An 18836-nucleotide genomic window follows, 5' to 3' on the forward strand; every position below is an offset into this window, starting at 1 on the left:
GGAAAAGAAGAGTGGGGTGGCCTAAGGCGCACCCCACCTGTCCGCGGGAGGGCGGATTAGTTGCCGTACCCAGCGCGACGGATCTCGCGCTCTGCGGACCGTTGCGAGGATTGCAGAGCTTGCTCCGCAGTCATTGAGCCGGAGAGAGCGGCAGAGATGTTTTGGCCGACAGTCGTGCCGATACCTTGGAACTCGGGGATCGAAACATATTGGATACCGGCATAGGGGACCGGCTGGGCCGTCGCATCATTCGGATCTGCGGATTGGATAGCGTCGAGCGTCGTGGCTGCAAACGGCGCAGCGGCGATATAGTCCGGATTTTTATAGGTGGACAGGCGCGTACCCGGCGGCACGGCGACCCAGCCCTTTTCCTTACCGACAAGGGCGACGTAGTCCGCGGAAGTGGCCCAAGAGATGAACTCTTTTGCAACATCCTGTTTTTGCGAGCTGGCGGGCACAGCAAGCGCCCACGCCCAGAAGGCAGAGTTGCCTTTGGGAACGGTCGCGACCGGCGAAGCGGTGAAGGCGACCTTGTCTGCGACATCCGACTGTGTCGGATCGAACACGCGACCTGCAGCAGAGGTTGCATCGATCCACATTGCGCATTTTCCGGTCTGGAACAGCGTCTGGTTCTCATTGAACCCGTTCGACGTCGCGCCGGGCGGGCCGTATTTCGTCATGACGTCGAGGTAATAATCCAGAGCGGCTTTCCACTCGGGGGTGTCGATGGTCGCGTTCCAATCCTCGTCGAACCAACGGCCCCCGAAGGTGTTGACCATCGTTCCGAAGACGAACAGGTTCTCGCCCCAACCGGGTTTGCCGCGAAGGCACAGGCCGTAGACCTCATTGGGCTTGTCGGTCAGCTTGGCCGCGAATTCGCGGATCTGCTCCCAGGTGGGCTGATCCGGCATGGTCAGACCGGCCTTTTCAAACAGGTCTTTACGATAGAGCGTGAATGAACTTTCGGCGTAGAAGGGCACCGCGTAGAGCGTATCATCCGCCGAAAGGTTCGCCGCAACGGTGGGGATCAGATCATCATAGTCGAAGCCGGGAAGATCGTTCAGCGGCGTCAGCCAGTCCTGGCGCCCCCAGATCGGGGCTTCGTAAGAACCGATGGTCATCACGTCATACTGCCCGCCACCGGTTGCGATATCGGTGGTCACACGCTGACGCAGGACATTTTCCTCCAGCACAACCCAATTGATTGTATTGCCGGTTTCTTTCTCCCAGATCGGAGACAGTTCCTGCATGATGATCATATCGCCGTTATTGACGGTCGCGATCGTGATTTCTTCCGCCTGTGCAGATGTCAGGCCAGACAGCAGGGCCAGTCCTGCGACCGTCCCCATCAAACTATATTTATTCGGCATCTAAGGCTCCTCCCTTTTACGCGTGTAAAGATATGCGCTTTTTTATGATCTCCGGTCAAGCAAAAAAATGCCAAAGCCGCAGCAGTTCCCCTGCTGCGGCCTCAAGCCTTTGAAAATATCGAAAGGTTTTTAGGCGGATTCTCGAATGATCAGCCGTGTGGCGAAAGTTTCACGACGCGGCGGCAGATCATGGCTATCGCCTTTGATCTGGTCGGCTACAAGGCGCAGCGCCGCCCGGGCGATCGCGGGAATGTCCTGAGCCACCGTCGTAAGCGCGGGTGTCATGAAACGGCTAAGGGGGTGGTCATCATGCCCCGCAATCCTGAGCCCGTTCTCTCCGGTCAGCCCAAATCTGGTGGCCGCCCGCAATGCACCGATGGCAAGGCGGTCATTCGCGCAAAGCAGCGCGCCAGACACATGCCGCCCCTGTGCAAAATGCCCCTCCATGACATCATGGGCATAGGCCTCGAAGTGCCAGCTGGCGCCAACGCTTCGTCCGCGGATCACGACCGGCTCAAGACCTTTTTCCTCCATGAGTTCGATGTAGGCGGCTTCACGGGAGTCGGCGTTTGCGTTTAGTCGGGGCATACCCAGAAACGTCGGGGGATGACCCGTCCTTAAAAGATATTCTCCAATCATCCTAATGCTTTGGCGGTTATCTGTGCCAACAAAATCGACATCATCAAGCCCTGGAATGGGACTATCCACCAGCACCATCGGCAGATTGCGGCGCAGCCTGTCTAGGCTCTCAAGGCGGCTTTGCCCCCCCAAGGGTGCCACTAGAACCCCGTCTGCATTCATCGAGAGTAACTGCTCGATCGCCCGACTTTCCAATTCCGGAGAGCCATGGGAGCTCTGTGTGAAGACGGTATACCCCAATTCTGCGGCGAAAATCTCGATCTGTTCAAGGACGCTTGCAAAAAACAGATCCGTCGCATGCGGAATGACTACGCCCAGCATTCCGGTAGCTTTGCGGTTCAGTCGAGTTGCAAAAAAATTGGGGACGTAATCCAGCGTTTCCATCGCGTCGGAGATCTTACGCGCGGTGGATGCACGAACAGATTCTGGGTTCTGGAAATATCTGGACAGGGTGGGGCGTGAAATGCCGATCGTTGCGGAAAGCTCTTCCATGGAATGGATTTTTGCTTTTCTCACGATGCAATCTCCGTCTGCCTATCGTGCTCATCTCCGCAGAGGTCACGCTTGTCAATCTCCCCGATCATTCCATAAATATTGACGCGCGTAAATATTATCGCTAGCAACAAGAACGACTCAAGGGAGGTTTCAAGATGTTCAAAGGACATCGGCTGATCGGAATCGGAGAGATTCTGGTCGAGTTCGTATCTCATGTAAAAAATTGCGGACTGACTCAGGTCGGGCCCTATTCGGGGCCTTATCCCAGCGGCGCCCCTGCAATTTTCGCGGATCAGGCTGCGCGGATCGGTGCTACTGTTACAATGATCGGAGGCGTCGGGGCAGACGGCTTTGGCCATACAACGATTGCCCGCCTCAAGCAGGACGGTGTCGATTGCTCTGCCATCAAGCTGGGCAGCCGCTCGACCGGCACCGCATTTGTCAGCTATTACGACGATGGAACACGCGATTTTATCTTCCATATCAGTGGAACCGCGGCCGATGATTTCTCTCTTCCGGCCTTGCCGGAGGGGCCGTTGCTTCTCCATGTCTCGGCAGCCTCGCTGGGCAATCCGGTTCTGCGCAATCTGATCATGACCTATGCCCGGCAGGTCCTGGATCAGGGTGGGAAACTGGCCTGCGATCCCAATGCGCGCCCGGAACTCATGCGCGATGATGATGCGCTCCGCGCGCTTCAAGAAATCATGCAGGAGGCACATTGCCTTCTGCCAAGTACGTCTGATCTTCCCTATCTCTTCCCGGACCTTCCGCTTGAGCAGGCTATCGAGCGCCTCGCGCAACGCGATGGGCTTGTTGTGCTCAAGCGCGGCGCCGAAGGCGCGACGATTTTCGCCGATACCCGCATCGATTTGCCCGGCTATGCCGTGACCGAAGTTGATCCAACGGGTGCGGGCGACTGCTTCTGTGGAACATTCCTCGCCGAGCTGTCTCTGGGCACACCGGTTCTCGAGGCGGGCGCAAGGGCGAATGCAGCAGGCGCCATTGCCGTAACGCGGCGTGGCCCTATGGAGGGCAATTCCTCCCCCGAGGAAATTACCGAATTTCTAGCCCAACAGGCCCGATTGCTGGAAGGAGCGAAGGCATGAACGCTATTTGCAATATGATCGACCGCAACCGCAAAGGCGAACCTGTCGGTCTTCCGAGCTTTTGCACCGCGAATGCCCATGTCCTACAGGCCATCCTGTCCCATGCGGCAGCGACCGGCAAACTGACGGTCATCGAGGCTACCTGCAATCAGGTCAATCAGGAGGGTGGCTATACCGGCATGACGCCGCGCGACTACATGGAGTGGGTGCGTGGTATGGCAGCCGATGCAGGCGTGCCTATGACCCATCTGATTCTGGGCGGGGACCATCTCGGACCCAATCCCTGGAAATCGCGCCCCGCTGAAGAAGCCATGGAAAAGGCGCGCGAACTGGTCCGGCTCTATGTCGAAGCAGGCTTCACGAAAATCCATCTCGACGCCTCCATGCCCCTGGGAGGCGAGGCGCCGCCGAGTTTTGAAACCATTGCCGCGCGTGCTGCGGATCTATGCGTCGTGGCCGAGACCCATGCGCCCGATCCGAGCGCGTTGATCTACATCGTGGGTACGGAAGTGCCGATCCCGGGTGGCGAGACCGAAGAGCCGGACGCGCTGGATGTGACCTCGGTCGACAGGCTTCAGCGCACGATCGATACGCATCGCGCGGCATGGACCGAACGGGGTCTGGATGCCGCGTGGGAGCGGATCGTGTCTGTGGTCACCCAGCCGGGGGTGGATTTCGGTCATAGCTCGGTCTTCGTCTACGATCCGGAGGCAGCCGCCGATCTGTCACAGGCGATTCTGCCGTCGCCGGGTCTGACTTTCGAGGCGCATTCCACCGATTATCAGCCGACCGCCTCTCTCGCCGAACTGGTAGGATCGCATTTCTTCTTCCTGAAGGTCGGCCCGGAATTGACATTCCGCTTCCGTGAGGCTGTCTGGGCGCTGGCGGATATCGAGGCGCGTCTCGATCCCGCGACGCCCTCACGCCTGCGCGAAGTTGTCGCCAAGGCCATGGAGGACAACCCCGCCTACTGGTCCGACTATTATCGCGGCACCGACCTGCTGCAACGGATTTTCAGCTATTCCGACAGGATCCGCTACTATTGGGCGATGCCCGAAGTCGCCAAAGCCGTCGACCAGCTGATCGAAAATCTTACGCAGCTGGATGTCCCGCCAACGCTGGTAACGCAGGCTTTCAGCGGTCTCGAATTCGGCCAAGTGAACACAGATCCCGTTGCGCTGATTGACAGACATATCGGTAAATGTATCAAGCGCTACTACTCGGCATGTTCAATTTAGGATCTGCATCGGCAATATCACGTTGCGTTAAGCCGTGCGAATGCAGACCAACGGGAGTCCGCCAGACGATTATCTTGAAGGCATGATTGTTCCGAAGACATACTGTCGCTGCTTCGCATGACGGTTGCAATTGACGGTGAGGGATTTCAGCGGTTGCAACCCCTCACCGTGATGTGGCATCCGCGCCAGCTCTGGAGGATCAGACACATGCGTAAGAACTGTTTCGCCTGAGCCCGGAGTTTCGGGATGGTCGAGTAGTAAGAGGCCGAGGTACCGACGGCTGAGATGTGGCGGAAGCACGGACTGAGCATTGCCACCGGCACTAACAACTTATTTGTCGGTCGGCGAGTTCGGCCGGAAGGGCGAATGTCAGGCGGTCATCTCGAGGGCATAGTGGGGCCAAAGGTCCTGGGCGTCGGACCTGGTATGACGATAGAAGTTAGCGGAAAGTTGATCGCGGCGGGGTCGGAAGAGAGTGTTGATCTGGTCATGGGCGGAGAGGAACCTCTGCGCTTGCCTGGGCGACTTGAACCTGCCCATCAGTTTCTCACGCTTGCGAGTCGCTCGATGGATGTCCTTGACTACCTTCTCACTGTGGCCTTGCTTGGTTCCGGGTTTCTGTCTCATCTTCACTCCTCGGTGGTTACGACGAGACAGAAACTCCCCCTTATCAAATCATCCTAAACTGTCCCATTGGCGCTGACGTTAGACACCCCGTTATAGTTTTGGCTAGGACTGCATCAGGTCGAGGCTCCGTCGACAGAAATCGCGTCTGAGTTCATGCGAGCTCAGTTTCAAGCGCCGTGGGATTCATGACCTACCCTGTTGCACAGCATGTTGCGCCGCACAGCTACATTGGAAGAGCCAGGTTCACCAGAGCGTTGAACCGAATTCGCGCAACTTCATAGTCAGAAAGGGTTGGAGATCGGAATGCCAAAGGGCGACAAAGAAAAGGATTTTCAGCATTATGACGGATAGAAAACGCATTGCAGTTACCGGTGGCCACGGCAAGGTAGGCAAGGTCCTCATCCCCTACCTACGGGCGCAGGGGCATCAAGTGTTCTGCCTCGACCAGGAAGCGCCTTATACGCTGGATGAACCCTACATGCAGGTGGACCTGACCAATTTCGGCGACACGCTCGACGGATTGGCCTCGGTGGGCGAGGATGTCTACGCCCGCCCCGAGCGGAAGGCCTTCGACGTGGTCATCCACCTTGCTTCGGTCCCGCATCCCCGGATGGTTCCCGATAGCGAGGAGTTCCGGCTCAACATGATGACGACCTATAACGTGTTCGAGGCCTGTCGCCGTCTCGGCATCAAGGATATCGTCTGGGCGGCGAGCGAGGTGGGCATCGGCGTGCCCTTCGATCAGACCGGCGCCCCCTATGTGCCGGTGGACGAAGACTATCCGCTGCGTGGTTACAACGTCTACGCGCTGACCAAGGTTCTGGGCGAGGTTATGGCAGAAGAGTTCTGCAAAAACGACCCCGAGCTGCGGATCACCTGCCTGCGCCTGAGCAATGTTATCGATACTGAAGAATACCCGGGCTTCGAGGACTGGCAGGACGATCCGACGCAGCGCATGTGGAACTTCTGGACCTACATCGACAACCGCGATGCGGCCCAAGGGATCGAGAAGGCACTCCATCATGCGCCGCGCGGGAAGGATGCGTTCTTCATCACCAACGACGACACCGTGATGCGGGCGCCGACCGAGGCGCTTCTCGAGGCGCATTTCCCGGAGGTCGAACGCAAGCGACGCTTCGAGGGCAATGAGGTGGTGTTGACCAACGATAAGGCCAAGCGCGTTCTGGGCTTCCAGCCGCGCCACAACGGGTCACAGGCGCGCTGACCAAATCGCGGAGCAACCTGAGAGGGGCGGGAGCAGCCGAGGTGCTTCCGCCCCTCTCAGTCCTTGGCGCTGTCGATCTGAGCGGGGCTTCAAAGGCACCTTTGGCAATGCCCCTGCGGCGCGCCTGATCATGTTTCATGACATCCGCGTTCAGCCCGACCGATCACCGTGTTGAGCCACAGCCACAGCGAAAGAAACGAGGGAATGCATATCTTTGTGATGTGCGCAAACCTCCCCTGCGTGCCTATCCAACAGGAGTTATCATGACCGTTACCTACGATGCCGATCACCTGGCCGACAACGCGGGCCGCCGCAACTTCCTAAAGCTCGCCGCAGGCACGGGCGCCTGGGGCGCGGCGGGGCTCGCGGGCAGCCGCGCCGCCTATGCCGCAACGGACGTCCCCCCGGCCGCCTTCAACGCGCCGTTCCCCGTCTCCGGCTACGCATCGCAATCCGCGGACTCGGCGCTCGCGCCCTTCGACTTCAACCGCCGTGCCGTTGGTACGAATGACGTTGCCATCGAAATCCACTACTGCGGCGTCTGCCATTCCGACATCCACACCGCGCGCGGCCACTGGGGCCAGCAGCGCTATCCGCTGGTGACGGGCCACGAGATCGCCGGGGTCGTCACTGCCGTCGGCAGCGGCGTCAGCAATTTCCGTGTGGGTGACCGCGTTGGCGTCGGCTGTATGGTCAACTCCTGAGGCCATTGCGGCGAATGCGACGCGGGCTTCGAGCAGTATTGCGAGAACGGCTCGACCATGACCTACGGCACGGGTGTCGCTGCCGACATCGAGCCGACCGAGACCACGCAGGGCGGCTATTCCACCGGCGTCGTCGTCGACAAGGATTTCGTGATCCGCATTCCCGAGACCTTCGACCTCGCGGCCGCAGGTCCCGTCATGTGCGCGGCGGTGACGGTCTACTCTCCGTTGCGGAACTGGAACGTCCGCAAGGGCGCCAAGATCGGCGTTGTCGGGATGGGTGGCCTCGGCCACTTCGCTGTAAAGATCGCCAATGCGCTTGGCGCCGAAGTGGTCGTCTTTACCACAAGCGCCGACAAGGAAGAAGACGCGCGCGCGTTCGGTGCCGTGGACGTCGTGGTGAACTACGACGAAGCCAAGATGGAAGAGCATCGCAAGTCGCTCGACTTCATCCTGAACACCGTGCCCTACCAGCACGACATGAACCCGCTGGTCGCGCAACTGAAGCGCGACGCGACCATGTGCCTCGTCGGCATCGGTGATGTCAGCGAGCCGAACCAGCTATCGCCCTTCACCACGATCCAGGGGCGTAACTCCTTCGCCGGTTCGCTGATCGGCAGCATCCGTGAGACGCAGGAAGTGATCGATTTCTGCGACCTGCACGGCATCGCACCGGAGTATCAGCTGATCCACTTCGAGGATCTGAATCGGACCTGGGAGGACGTGATAGCAAAGCGGGCGCGTTATCGCTACGTGATCGACATCCAGAACGCCTGAACCGGTCCGCTTCACGAAGCGAGGTCGCCCATGTGCTTTGGGCGGCCTCTTCGCGTCTTTTGAAACCGCCGCCAGCCTTCAGATCCTGAAAAGGACCCTTTCCATGTTTCATCTGGTCACCGGGGCGCTCGGCCTCTTTGTCTCCGCGCATCTCTGGCCCTTGTTGCCCGCGTCCCGCTTCCTGCGGATCGTGTGCTGCCTCGGCGTGCTACTGATCTCGCAGCATCATCTCCTGACCAGGCTCACCTTCGGCACGATGTTTTCCGCCGAAGTGCCGCGTGCCGTGCTGATTTGGGTGAACGTCCTCTTCGCGGCCATCGTGTTTGCCGCGGTTATGTTTGTCGTGCTGGACCTGCTCCGATTAGTCGCGTCGCTTGTCAGACTGACATGGACACTCCTGCCAAAGACCGCAGGCAGGAGCGTCATCGTTGTGGCCTTAGCCCTTGCGGGCTTTGGCGTGAATTCCGCCATCAGCCAACCGCCCGTGCGCCGCGTCGACCTCGCCATTGCCGATCTGCCGGAAAGCTTTGAGGGGTATCGCATCGTGCAACTCACCGATCTGCACCTGAGTCGCCTGTTTCGAGCCCCTTGGACCGAGGAACTGGTCCGCCGGACCAATGCGCTGTAGGCCGATGCGATCCTGATCACCGGGGATGTCATCGACGGCACGCTCGACGCGCGCGAGGCAGATGTCGCACCCCTGGCAGGGCTACGGGCGACGGATGGGGTCTTTGTCGTCTCCGGCAACCACGAGTATTACTTCGATCACGACAGGTGGATGGCGCATTACGCGGGCCTCGGCATGATCGTCCTGCACAACGAACACGTCGTTCTGGGCACGCGCGACAACGGTCTGATTGTCGCCGGTGTCCCGGATCGATCCGCGCATCGGTTCGGACTGCCGGGGCCTGACCTCGGCTCCGCGTTGCAGGGCGCGCCGGAGGGGCTGCCGGTGATCCTGCTCAACCATCAGCCCGCCGATGCGCTTCTTTCGGCGGGTGCAGGTGTTGCCCTGCATCTCGCCGGGCACACCCATGGCGGCATGATCCGGGGCCTCGATGCGCTCATCGCGCGGTTCAATGACGGCTTCGTCTCCGGGCTCTACCGGCTGGGCAACACGACGCTCTACGTCAACAACGGCACGGCCCTCTGGCCGGGGTTTGCCATACGGCTTGGCGTCCCTGCCGAGCTGAGCGTGTTTATCCTGCAGCGCGCATGATGCTGTAAAGGCTTGTCGCGCCGGTGATGAACAGGCACCCCGGACCGAAGCACAGGTTGCTGACTGCCTCGGGCACCGGGATGTGTCCGAGGCAGTCGCCGTCCGGCGCATAGACATAGACACCATCCGCGGAGCTCGCCCAGAGGCGACCGTCAGCGTCGACCCGAAACCCGTAGAAGACACCGTTCGGGCAGGTGGCGAAGACCTCCCCACCCGACCAGTGATCGGTAGTTTTGTGAAACGAGCGGATGTGTCGCTGCCCCTCTGCACGGCTGCCACCGGAATCCGCAATGTAGAGCAAGTCGCCTGACGGCCCGAAGGCGATGCCGTTGGGATAGGCGAAGTCCGAGAATACGCGCGTCAGCTGCCCCTGGTGCCAGCGGTAGACGCCATTCACCGGCTGCTCCTTGGGTCCGGCGATACCCTGTCCCTCGATCTCGATCCCATAGCTGGGATCGGTGAACCAGAGCGCACCGTCAGCCGCCATCGCGACATCGTTCGGGCTGTTGAGCCTCCCGCCGCCGTAATGCGTGGCCAGGACCTCCCGCGTGCCATCCGGCATCAGGCGGGTCAGCGCGCGGGTTCCGTGTTCGCACATCACGAGCGCCCCGTCGGCGCCCGTCGTGCCGTTGACGAAATGCCTCGCCCCGCCGCGATAGTCCGACGTCAGCCGTGTCGAAGGTGTGTGGATCAGCTGGCGGTCGTTGGGGATGTCACTGAAGACAAGGATGCCGATGTCCGGCAGCCAGGTCGGTCCTTCGAGCCACCCGCCGCTGGACCAGAGACACTGAAGCTCCGCCCGTTGCGGGAAGAGCGTCGCAAAGATGGGGTCGTAGGTCTCGAGGGGCATCGCGCTACTCCAGAAGAAAATGCCCCCACCGGAGGGAGCGGCGAGGGCATGGGACGGATCAGTCCGGGGTCAGTCCCATTCGGGAGACATGTCCTCGGGCGAGATTATCCGCCCGTCGGGACGCGCGAGGCCGTGGATGGCCTCCATCTGGGCGTCGCTCAGCTCGAAGTCGAAGATGCCGAAGTTCTCGGGCAGGCGCTCGAGCTTCGCGGTCTTCGACAGGGTCACGACACGCGGCTGCTGAACCAGCCAGCGCAGGGCCACCTGCGCGGCCGTTTTGCCATGGGCAGAGCCGATATCTTTCAGGACCTCATCCTGCGGCACCAGACCGTCGGCCATGCCGTAATAGCCGGTAAGCACCATGCCCAGCTCTTCACAAGCCTTCAGGATCGGCGCTTGGCTGAGGTAGGGATGATATTCCACTTGGTTGGTGACCAGCGGTGCATCCGAGAGCTTTGCGGCCTCGTGCATCTCAGCCACGTTGTAGTTACTGACACCGATGTGGCGGACCATGCCCTTTGCGACGGTCTTGTTCAGCTCGGCAATTTGCACCTCGCGCGGTGTATCGTTCCCGTGCGGCCAGTGCAGCAGCAGCAGCAGGTCCACGTGGTCGACGCCGAGTTTTTTCAGGCTCTCCTCGACGGAGGGAAGGAAGTCGGCCTCGGCGAATTCGGTCACCCAGACCTTGGTGGTCAGAAAGATCTCGTCCCGAGCCACGCCGGCCGCCTTGATCGCGGCGCCCACGGCGGCCTCATTGCCGTAAACTTGGGCGGTATCGACATGGCGGAAGCCCAGCTTCAGCGCCTCGGGCAGCACGGCGGCCACCTCGGCGTCGTCCATGCGGAAAGTGCCAAAGCCCAGTGCGGGGATCTCCGCGCCATTTGCGTTCACGTTATGCATTGTCTGTCCCTTTTTGGTCGGGGCGCGCCAGCACTGCGTGGCGACGCGCTTTCTCTTCCTCTGAGAGGATCTTGTGTTCGGCTCCGGCCTCCTGCGTGGCCGCATCGCCGCCGATGACGCTGGTGACGCCCGCGCGCAGGGCCTCGACACCCTGACGGGCGACCAGCGCAGGATCGTTCTTCCAGCTGTAGTCGCCGAAGCGGGTGCTGCCCATGCCCGCGCGGCCGTGGAAGTTGGTCGCAGTGGCGCCGGGGTGCAGGATCGTCACGGTAATCCCGGTGTCTTTCAGCTCCTCGCGCAGCCCGTGGCCGAAGGAGGTCATGAAGGCCTTGGAGGGCCCGTAGACGCTTTCGAACGGCGTGGGGGTCGTGGCAGATAGCGAGCTGACCAGCAGCAGCTTGCCCCGAGTCTCTATAAGTTTTGACAGCAGTGCATGACACAGCCGCACGGTGGAGGTGATGTTCAGTTCGAGCAACTGGAGGTGCCTCTCCAGCGCAATATCCAGAAAGGCCCCGCCGATGGCGATGCCGGCGTTCAGGACGACGACATCGACACGCCCGGCCTTGCGGACGGTGTCCACGACGTCGCGCACGCCCTCCTCGGTCGACAGGTCGGACTGCACGGCAATGACATCCACTTCATGGGTCCGCAGGGTTTCGGCGGCGTCCTGCACGCGGGCGCTGGAGCCGGTGATGATCAGGTCGTGACCGTCCTCGGCCAGGAGCTTGGCGATCTCGAACCCGATCCCGGCGGAGCCGCCGGTGATCAGCGCGCGAGGTTTCACGATTTCATCCATTGGGCGAAATCCTCCTTGCAATCGGGGTGCCAGCGCGACAGCGCGGGACGATTGCGCACCATGTCCTCGGCGGCCCAGCGGATACGTTTCGCGTCCATCGCGGGCGTCACCTCGTTGTCGGGGCACAGGATGTAAAAGTCGCCGTTCAGCAGACGCGCCATGAAGTAATCGACCATCTGTTCCGCTGACCACGGGGCATCGGGCTTCTTGTCGCCCGCCTTGGCGTCGGGGAAGTTCATCGGCGTGTAGGTGTAGCCCGGCACCAGCAGGTGCGCCGAAAGGCGGCCGTCGGTGGCGTTGCGCAGCTCGTGCTCCAGCTGTTCGGTCAGCACCTTGATGCCCGCCTTGGCGACGGAATACGCGGCTTGTCCGGGCGGTGTCGTGATGCCTTCCTTCGAGCCGAGGTTGACGATCGCACCCGGCTGGTCGCCGGCGATCATGTCCGGCACGAAGAGGTGCTGCATCCGGAGCGCAGAGGTGAAGTTCACGTCCAGAACCTCGCGCCACTCCTCGGGCGAGGCCCAGGGACCCGGACGGCGCATCATGCCGGCATTGTTGATCAGCAAGTGTGGCACGCCGAAACGATCGGTCACCTCTCCGTGCAGGTTTTCGCAATCTGCCGGGATGGACACGTCGCCGGTCACGGTCAGCACGTCGCCCTTCAGCCGGGTCGCGAGCGCTTCGAGCGCTTCGGGGTCGCGGTCGAACAGCGCCAGATTCATGCCCCGCGCGGAGAGGTCTTCGGCGATGGCGGCCCCGATGCCCTTAGCGGCGCCGGTGATCACGGCGGTATTCCCGGGGGCGATGACGTCTTGCATACGTGTCATGGTTCAGTCCTTTCCTTGAAGTTTCAGCGAGATGGCGAAGATGAGAAGCCCGGCCAGCGCGAGCGCCGCGCCGACATAGCCGGTGGAGGCCCAGCCGAGGCCCGCCGAGATCGCAAGCCCGCCGGTCCAGGCGCCGATGGCGTTCGACAGGTTGAAGGCCGAGTGGTTCATAGCCGAGGCCAGCGATTGCGCGCGCGGCGCCGCGTCCATCAACCGGGCCTGCAACGCCGGGACTAGCGCGAACCCGATGCCTACGAGGAAGAGCGCCAGCCCCGCCAGCCAGACATTGGCCGCAACCGCGCCGAAGAGCGCCAGCGTCACCACCGTCCAGCCGAAGAACCCGAGGATCGCGCCGGTCAGCGACTTGTCAGCCAGCCAGCCGCCCAGCGTATTGCCCACGACCATCCCCAGCCCCCAGAGCGCCAGCATCCACGGCACCTGCGCTTCAGAGATCCCTGTGACTTCGGTCAGCGTCGGGGTGATGTAGCTGTAGACAGCGAACATGCCGCCAAAGCCAATGGCTGCCGTCGCCAGCGTCAGCCAAACCTGAAGCGAACCGAAAGCCGAGAGTTCGGACAGCGGCGAGGCATCCTTGTCCGCGGGCCGCGTCGGCACCACCAGCGGCAACAGGACGAACAGCAGCACGCCGCCTGCAGCCACCAGCCCGAAGGCCGAACGCCAGCCAAAGACTTGCCCCATCCAGGTCACCAGCGGCACGCCCGCCACGTTCGCGGCGGCAAGGCCCAGCATGACATGGCCGATGGCCTGTGTACGCTTTTCACGCGCCACCAGCGAGGCCGCAACCAGCCCCGCCGTCCCGTAATACGCCCCGTGCGGCAGCCCGGCGACAAAACGTGCCACCCCGATCTGGCCAAAGCTCGCCGCCAGCGCCGAGCCGGCGTTGCCGAGCACGATCAGCACGGCGAGACCCATGAGCAGCTTCCGCTTCTCCATCCGTGCGGTCACGACCGTCAGGAGCGGCGCCCCGACCACGACCCCAATGGCATAGAGGCTCACCAGATGACCAGCCGTCGGCATGTTCACCTCGAAAGTCTCCGCGATTGATGGCAACAGTCCCATGGCTGCGAACTCGGCGGTGCCGAGGAACAGCCCGCCGAGGGCGAGGACGAATTGAGCAATGACGATCTGCATACGGGGCCTCCTGACTTGCCGTGTGGCAGACAGATAGCGGCGTGACAGAGGCGCGACAAGGCAAGACGAATTGCACGCTGTGTTGAATGAAATTCACCACAAGGCGTGCTATATGAGCTAAAAAGGAGCAGCGATGACACTCAACCGCACTGACCTCGGCGATCTCAACCTCTTCCGCACTATCGCCGAAACCGGCGGGTTTCGGAAAGCTGCGGCCGAACTGGATCTTTCGCCCTCCGCACTGAGCCACGCCATGCGCGGGCTGGAGGCTCGGCAAGGTGTGCGCCTGTTCAACCGGACCAACCGCAGCGTGACATTGACCCATGCGGGGCGGGAGCTTCTGACGCATGTGCAGGCCGGTCTTGACGCCATCGAAGGCGGGCTGGAGGGGCTGAACCGCTTCCGCGATCGGCCCGCAGGCAACTTGCGGATAAACGTGCCCTCAGATGCGGGACGGCTCGTGCTGGCGCCGGTTCTGGCGAAATACATGCGACAGTTCCCCGAAGTGAGGGTCGAGGTTGATATCAACGACCATGTCATCGACATCGTGCAAGAGGGGTTCGATGCGGGCATCCGGTACGGAGGCACCGTGCCGGAGGACATGATCGCCCTGCCGATCGGGCCTGAGTTGCGCTGGCTGGCGGTCGCCTCGCCGGACTACCTTGCCGATGCCCCGCAATTGGAACATCCCAACGACCTGAAGAACCATCGCTGCATCGGCCTGCGCATGGGGACCGGACGGATCTACAACTGGGAGCTGGAACGCGGCAGCGAGGAAGTGGAACTGTCCCTCGACTGGTCCGTCATCGTCAACGAGACGATCCTGTCACTGGAAATCGCAAAAGGCGGTGGGGCCATCTGTTACATTCTGGAGGACCGGGTCCGGACAGAATTGGAAACCGGCGAGCTGCTGCATGTCTTGCCAGAATGGTCGTCAATGGGCCCGGCCTTCCACCTCTATTACCCCAGTCGCAGGCAGTTGCCCGAAGCCCTGAGGGCCCTGCTGCGGTCCATGCAGGGCAAACGAGTGTGACCGGGGCATCTTTTTGGCGCCATTGTGGAATGGCGTTAAATTACGCCCCAGAGCCATCTTTTGGTGAAGGGTTGCGAGCAGATATTGCAAATGACGGCTGACCGCTTGGGTTTCGTTGAGCGTCCATAGGTGCAGACCGCTGCGAATAACTGCTCTTCGCACTCACTCCCTCGTGACTTCGCGGGTGCAGCGTTAAACAAGCTCATTCAGCAAACGGCAGGAACGTCCGGATAGTGTTGAAAACGTCGGTGTTCGACGCGTTCAGAAGGGCATTCAAAGGGAGCCGATTGCCAATCCCCCTCATGCAGGGGGCGGCAGGGGCACCAATTTGGCGAGTTTGCGGAGGTTCTGGGCGGTTGCGGCGAGTTGGAATTGCTGCGGCTGCACCCTTGGGTCCGCGCAGCCGCAGCATGCGTAGGCCGATATATCGTTTCAGATGGGCAAAGAGCATCTCAACCTTTCGCCTTTGCATGAACGAGGTAATGTAGGCGTCGGTTTTGCGAATTCCGCGGGCGAGGTCTCGGGCCGCTTCGTGAACCGATCGGAGCACTTTTCGGGCGGATTGGGTCGGGCAGCATTGCGCTTTCAGGTGGCAGGTGTCGCAGTCCTGCTTGCGCGCACGGTAGCGGATCAAACCGTCCTTGCTGACATTCGTGACGCGCGGCTTGGAGAACTTCCGGCGGGACGTCTCGAGCGTATTTCCTGCAGGGCACGTATATTGATCGCTGGTGGTATCGTAGACAAAGTCGTCCCTCGATAAGGTGCCGTCGGTGCGTTTCGATTTGTCCCAAACGGGAATGTGAGGGGCGATCTTGCGCTCCTCTACCAGCCAGCCCAACGTTTCGGCCGATCCGTAGCCTGTATCGCCGACCAACTTTCCGGGTTTGCTGCCAAAGCGTTGCTGAACGCGGTCGATCATGTCCCGTGCGGCGCGCGCCTCCGTTGGCCGGATCGGAGCTGTGGGTTCGACATCCACGATCACGGCGTTGTCCAAGTCGACCAGTTAATTGGTAGAATCGGCGAAGTATGCGGCACCGCCGTCGGCTCCCGTCCAGCGGGCAGCCGGGTCTACTGGCGAGATGTACTTGGGAACGACTGCGGTTGCGGCGCCAAAGGCCGCATTGTCGAGCGTTTCGATATATTCACTCACGGCTCGAGACAGCAGCTCCGGGGGCAGGCCTTCCTTGCTGTCGACGCCTCGCGTCTGATTGGCATTCGCCGGGATCAAGCTGGCATTGACACCGAAGCTGTGACCGCCGACCAGACCTTCGTCGATACATCGTTGCAAGACGGTCTCGAACAGATGACGGAACAGCCCGCTCTCGCGAAAGCGCCCGTGCCGGTTCTTGGAAAATGTCGAATGATCCGGTACCGCGTCGGTCAGATCGAGCCGGCAAAACCAACGATACGCCAGATCGACATGAACCTCGTCGCAAAGCCGCCGCTCGGACTGAATGCCCATGCAATAGCCCAGCAGAAGCATGCGGATCTTCAGTTCGGGATCGATGGGCGCCCGCCAGAACTGTAGAACGGTGCCAACAGTGGCCGCACATCGGAAAGATCGAGGAACCGGTCGATACCGCGCACTGGGTGGTCCAACGGCACGAAGCTCTCAATAGAGAAATCGTAAAACAGCGCGCCCTGCGCAACTTGCCTTGGCCCCATCATCGCGATGCCCTCCACTCTCAGAACGAGTGAATCAAAGCCCCCGACGCTAAGCAACCGACTTTTTCAACACTATCTCCGCATTGCTGACCATGGCCTGCCCAACTACGCTGCGCTGTGTGACGAATGGCTGGTTCAAGGAAGCTGCTCTGCAGCAAGAACCAAACCGGTGAATGATAGTCGGGGCCGTAAACACATATCAGCACAAGTCGCTCCCTTTGCGAAAGGCGGTTTGCGTAGCTCCAATCTCAGCGCCGGCGTCCCCGCGAGGAGGTTTTCTTGTTCCCGCGTGCGCCGGTCACGATAGGTGTGTACTGCTGATTTTCATCTTTCAGCTTGCTCCTCCTTGCAAGGCGCGCGGGGTCGAGCGTGCCAGTTGCGACGGCGGCCTGGACCGCGCAGCCAGGCTCGTGTTGGTGGGTACAATCTCGGAAGCGGCATTTGGGGGCCAGCTCGGTGATCTCGGCGAAGAGCGCGTCAAGGCTGGTCGAGAGGTCGCTGACATGCAGGCTGCGCATGCCGAGCGCGCCCCTGTGAGTTGAGCACTACAAGCCTCACTCGACCTAAAGCTGTATTGCTGCCCAATCTTGGTCCTCAAGGGGTTCGATGCTGAGGAATTGCGGCAACCGTTCTGCTAATCTGAGCCCGGACTTCATGATCGACGAGAGGCCATAAGCGTTTCGCTGGCAGACATATACAGAGCCCGAATGGCCGCGAAAGCGATACTCATGTTCATCGGCCTTGACGCTGACAATACCGGAGTTGATCCGCCACCGGTCGGACTTCATATAGCCGCCGAACCAGCCTGCCAGCACCCGTAATTCTTCGACAGGCTCGCCGCGCTGGATGATTGTGACGCGCAGAATGATCCAGGCGTCAGGATGTTCACTCATGATAGGCCTCCACTTATCTTGTTGAGATCAGAAACTTCATTGCGCTAGCGTCTCTTCCGGATTTCAAACCCGCCATCATTGCTCGGCGAACCGACCTCCATGTTGTCCGGGGGGGGCAGCCGTGGAAATCAAGAAATCTTTGCGGATCGGCCACGAGTGTGGCGGTCGACGCGGTGCCTCATGGGCTCTTGCGGTGTCCGCAGCCCCGCCTTCCTCTTTGCTAGGACTGTGCCCCCCGTTGCTGGGATCGCTTGGGGTGCGACGCAAGTGGTCGGGGATCGGGGGTGCGCTTTCGACAAATCTCACGCGCTCCGGCTCCGGTTCAGCCGATCGCGTTGTCCCCAGATAGGTGATGATCACATGGACAAGACCGATCAGGCAGATCAGCATCCCTGAGATCGAGAAGAACGCCTCAACGGACATCATCCTGATCCTGCCAGTCTTCGACCGAGCGCGAGGATGACATCGACTGCATAAAACGCGTCACCCTCCGGCACGATAGGACTGGCGCGTCCCGTCAGATCATGGCGCAGGATGGCGCATGTTTCGGGTAACAGCTTATCCAGCAGAACATGTGTGTAGGTTTCGCGGCACCGCAGCGCATATGCATAATCCCGTTCAAGCGCCGGATGGATGTCATGCTGCTCCCACGGCTCATTTAGGGGCTGCAAGGCTGGTGCTTCGCTGACGAGGCAAACCTCCGCCAGATCATCCTCGTTCTGGCCATGATCTTCGTCGGGGTATCCGATCGAAACATTTTGAATGCGTGTGCCAGCAACCGTGGAGGACAGCCGTCGATGCGAATGTCCGAAGAACCATGTGTCGATATCTGCCTGTTTTATCACATCGGTCAGATCCGAATGGAAAGCTGGCGTCAGGCGATCCAGCGGGCCTGCCGCGGACAGGTGCGGGCCATGATGGGTGACAACAAATGTCCGCCCTTCGCCTGCGAAATGTGGGGTCGCCAAGCGCTCCTCCAGCCAAGCGCGATGCTCGCCATGCAGCCTGATGGTATCCTCGGGCGTGATCGTGACAAGATGAAGCGGCCGTACCACATCCGGATCGTACTTCTCATGATCTGGGGCTTTGATGGAAATCATATCAAAGTCGCGCATGAACCGGCGCGCGAATTGCATGGCCGCGTTCCTGTCGCCCATGAGGTCGAAGTCGGTCCAGAGAGTGGCACAGAAGTAGCGGTCGCGGCGATGGCGGAGTTCCGTCTTCTGAGCAAACCAGCTCCCGCAGTCACGGACCATGTCGCGCAGCCGTCTGTCATCGTCGAGCCTGCTCCTGTAATAGTCGTGGTTCCCCGGGAGGATG

General features: G+C 60.9%; 18 protein-coding genes and 2 pseudogenes. 8 read left to right on the forward strand and 12 right to left on the reverse strand.

What is annotated here, in order from left to right; translation table 11 throughout:
- Positions 1-56: 56 nt before the first annotated feature.
- Together BFP70_RS08780 and BFP70_RS08785 are read right to left on the reverse strand one after the other, a co-directional pair.
- The gene (locus tag BFP70_RS08780) at positions 57-1370 is read right to left on the reverse strand and encodes a sugar ABC transporter substrate-binding protein (protein WP_066011007.1); all 1314 of its coding nucleotides are present in this window, start codon (positions 1368-1370) and stop codon (positions 57-59) included.
- Between the two features lie 129 nt (positions 1371-1499).
- On the reverse strand, positions 1500-2525 hold the full coding sequence (locus tag BFP70_RS08785; RefSeq protein WP_255356650.1) for a LacI family DNA-binding transcriptional regulator: 1026 nt from the start codon (positions 2523-2525) through the stop codon (positions 1500-1502).
- A 134-nt stretch (positions 2526-2659) separates the two neighbouring features.
- On the opposite strand from BFP70_RS08785, the gene BFP70_RS08790 reads away from it, so the two are divergent.
- Positions 2660-3610, forward strand: a complete 951-nt coding sequence (locus tag BFP70_RS08790) for a carbohydrate kinase family protein (protein WP_066011009.1) — start codon at positions 2660-2662, stop codon at positions 3608-3610.
- The gene (locus tag BFP70_RS08795) at positions 3607-4848 is read left to right on the forward strand and encodes a class II D-tagatose-bisphosphate aldolase, non-catalytic subunit (protein ID WP_066011010.1); all 1242 of its coding nucleotides are present in this window, start codon (positions 3607-3609) and stop codon (positions 4846-4848) included. Before BFP70_RS08790 ends, BFP70_RS08795 begins: the two co-directional genes overlap by 4 nt.
- Positions 4849-5217: 369 nt before the next feature.
- Here BFP70_RS08795 and BFP70_RS08800 read toward each other — a convergent pair.
- Positions 5218-5433, reverse strand: a pseudogene (locus BFP70_RS08800) (IS6 family transposase); the annotation flags it as partial.
- Between the two features lie 382 nt (positions 5434-5815).
- Here BFP70_RS08800 and BFP70_RS08805 point away from each other — a divergent pair.
- From BFP70_RS08805 to BFP70_RS21245, 5 genes are all read left to right on the forward strand, one after another.
- Entirely contained in the window at positions 5816-6700 is an 885-nt protein-coding gene (locus tag BFP70_RS08805; RefSeq protein ID WP_066011012.1) for an NAD(P)-dependent oxidoreductase, read from the forward strand.
- Between the two features lie 263 nt (positions 6701-6963).
- Complete coding sequence (locus BFP70_RS21230; protein WP_218059656.1) at positions 6964-7404, forward strand: alcohol dehydrogenase catalytic domain-containing protein; 441 nt, start codon at positions 6964-6966, stop codon at positions 7402-7404.
- Between the two features lie 57 nt (positions 7405-7461).
- Positions 7462-8181: an NAD(P)-dependent alcohol dehydrogenase gene (locus BFP70_RS21235; RefSeq protein ID WP_218059657.1), complete on the forward strand. Its 720-nt coding sequence runs from the start codon at positions 7462-7464 to the stop codon at positions 8179-8181.
- A gap of 103 nt (positions 8182-8284) precedes the next feature.
- Positions 8285-8809 carry a hypothetical protein gene (locus tag BFP70_RS21240; RefSeq protein WP_218059658.1) on the forward strand — a complete coding sequence of 175 codons (525 nt, stop codon included), beginning with the start codon at positions 8285-8287 and terminating at the stop codon, positions 8807-8809.
- Between the two features lie 15 nt (positions 8810-8824).
- Complete coding sequence (locus BFP70_RS21245) at positions 8825-9400, forward strand: metallophosphoesterase (RefSeq protein ID WP_255356651.1); 576 nt, start codon at positions 8825-8827, stop codon at positions 9398-9400.
- On the opposite strand, the gene BFP70_RS08820 is transcribed toward BFP70_RS21245, so the two are convergent.
- The 5 genes from BFP70_RS08820 to BFP70_RS08840 all read right to left on the reverse strand — a co-directional run bounded on the left by BFP70_RS08820 (position 9381) and on the right by BFP70_RS08840 (position 13925).
- Positions 9381-10250, reverse strand: coding sequence for an SMP-30/gluconolactonase/LRE family protein (locus BFP70_RS08820; protein WP_066011013.1), 870 nt, complete (start codon positions 10248-10250; stop codon positions 9381-9383). The two genes, BFP70_RS21245 and BFP70_RS08820, sit on opposite strands and share 20 nt — an antisense overlap.
- 69 nt (positions 10251-10319) lie before the next feature.
- Entirely contained in the window at positions 10320-11150 is an 831-nt protein-coding gene (locus BFP70_RS08825; protein ID WP_066011014.1) for an aldo/keto reductase, read from the reverse strand.
- Entirely contained in the window at positions 11143-11946 is an 804-nt protein-coding gene (locus BFP70_RS08830) for an SDR family oxidoreductase (RefSeq protein ID WP_066011015.1), read from the reverse strand. Before BFP70_RS08830 ends, BFP70_RS08825 begins: the two co-directional genes overlap by 8 nt.
- The gene (locus BFP70_RS08835) at positions 11931-12773 is read right to left on the reverse strand and encodes an SDR family oxidoreductase (RefSeq protein WP_066011016.1); all 843 of its coding nucleotides are present in this window, start codon (positions 12771-12773) and stop codon (positions 11931-11933) included. The genes BFP70_RS08830 and BFP70_RS08835 overlap by 16 nt, the downstream gene beginning before the upstream one ends.
- A 3-nt stretch (positions 12774-12776) precedes the next feature.
- Positions 12777-13925, reverse strand: a complete 1149-nt coding sequence (locus BFP70_RS08840) for an MFS transporter (RefSeq protein WP_218059659.1) — start codon at positions 13923-13925, stop codon at positions 12777-12779.
- Positions 13926-14058: 133 nt separating this feature from the next.
- Between BFP70_RS08840 and BFP70_RS08845 the strand changes: the two genes are divergently transcribed.
- Entirely contained in the window at positions 14059-14958 is a 900-nt protein-coding gene (locus tag BFP70_RS08845; RefSeq protein ID WP_066011017.1) for a LysR family transcriptional regulator, read from the forward strand.
- 300 nt (positions 14959-15258) lie between these two features.
- Here the strand turns inward: BFP70_RS08845 and BFP70_RS08850 are convergent.
- From BFP70_RS08850 to BFP70_RS08870, 4 genes and pseudogenes are all read right to left on the reverse strand, one after another.
- Positions 15259-16626, reverse strand: a pseudogene (locus BFP70_RS08850) (transposase).
- Positions 16627-16871: 245 nt separating this feature from the next.
- On the reverse strand, positions 16872-17141 hold the full coding sequence (locus BFP70_RS20325) for a hypothetical protein (protein ID WP_176715530.1): 270 nt from the start codon (positions 17139-17141) through the stop codon (positions 16872-16874).
- A 45-nt stretch (positions 17142-17186) separates the two neighbouring features.
- On the reverse strand, positions 17187-17516 hold the full coding sequence (locus BFP70_RS08860; protein ID WP_066011019.1) for a hypothetical protein: 330 nt from the start codon (positions 17514-17516) through the stop codon (positions 17187-17189).
- Between the two features lie 422 nt (positions 17517-17938).
- On the reverse strand, positions 17939-18836 hold an 898-nt coding region (locus tag BFP70_RS08870; protein ID WP_176715531.1), incomplete at its 5' end, for a metallophosphoesterase.

The organism is Thioclava sp. SK-1 (genome assembly GCF_001705665.1).
Classification (GTDB): domain Bacteria; phylum Pseudomonadota; class Alphaproteobacteria; order Rhodobacterales; family Rhodobacteraceae; genus Thioclava.

Bases quoted from the DNA above. Each gene is read 5' to 3' on its own strand.
- BFP70_RS08830 (WP_066011015.1), bottom strand. From the start codon at position 11,946: ATGGATGAAATCGTGAAACCTCGCGCGCTGATCACCGGCGGCTCCGCC.
- BFP70_RS08860 (WP_066011019.1), bottom strand. From the start codon at position 17,516: ATGAGTGAACATCCTGACGCCTGGATCATTCTGCGCGTCACAATCATC.
- BFP70_RS21235 (WP_218059657.1), top strand. From the start codon at position 7,462: ATGACCTACGGCACGGGTGTCGCTGCCGACATCGAGCCGACCGAGACC.
- BFP70_RS08825 (WP_066011014.1), bottom strand. From the start codon at position 11,150: ATGCATAACGTGAACGCAAATGGCGCGGAGATCCCCGCACTGGGCTTT.
- BFP70_RS08835 (WP_066011016.1), bottom strand. From the start codon at position 12,773: ATGACACGTATGCAAGACGTCATCGCCCCCGGGAATACCGCCGTGATC.
- BFP70_RS08845 (WP_066011017.1), top strand. From the start codon at position 14,059: ATGACACTCAACCGCACTGACCTCGGCGATCTCAACCTCTTCCGCACT.
- BFP70_RS08805 (WP_066011012.1), top strand. From the start codon at position 5,816: ATGACGGATAGAAAACGCATTGCAGTTACCGGTGGCCACGGCAAGGTA.
- BFP70_RS08795 (WP_066011010.1), top strand. From the start codon at position 3,607: ATGAACGCTATTTGCAATATGATCGACCGCAACCGCAAAGGCGAACCT.
- BFP70_RS08820 (WP_066011013.1), bottom strand. From the start codon at position 10,250: ATGCCCCTCGAGACCTACGACCCCATCTTTGCGACGCTCTTCCCGCAA.
- BFP70_RS20325 (WP_176715530.1), bottom strand. From the start codon at position 17,141: ATGCGCAGCCTGCATGTCAGCGACCTCTCGACCAGCCTTGACGCGCTC.
- BFP70_RS08790 (WP_066011009.1), top strand. From the start codon at position 2,660: ATGTTCAAAGGACATCGGCTGATCGGAATCGGAGAGATTCTGGTCGAG.
- BFP70_RS08780 (WP_066011007.1), bottom strand. From the start codon at position 1,370: ATGCCGAATAAATATAGTTTGATGGGGACGGTCGCAGGACTGGCCCTG.
- BFP70_RS21240 (WP_218059658.1), top strand. From the start codon at position 8,285: ATGTTTCATCTGGTCACCGGGGCGCTCGGCCTCTTTGTCTCCGCGCAT.
- BFP70_RS08840 (WP_218059659.1), bottom strand. From the start codon at position 13,925: ATGCAGATCGTCATTGCTCAATTCGTCCTCGCCCTCGGCGGGCTGTTC.
- BFP70_RS21230 (WP_218059656.1), top strand. From the start codon at position 6,964: ATGACCGTTACCTACGATGCCGATCACCTGGCCGACAACGCGGGCCGC.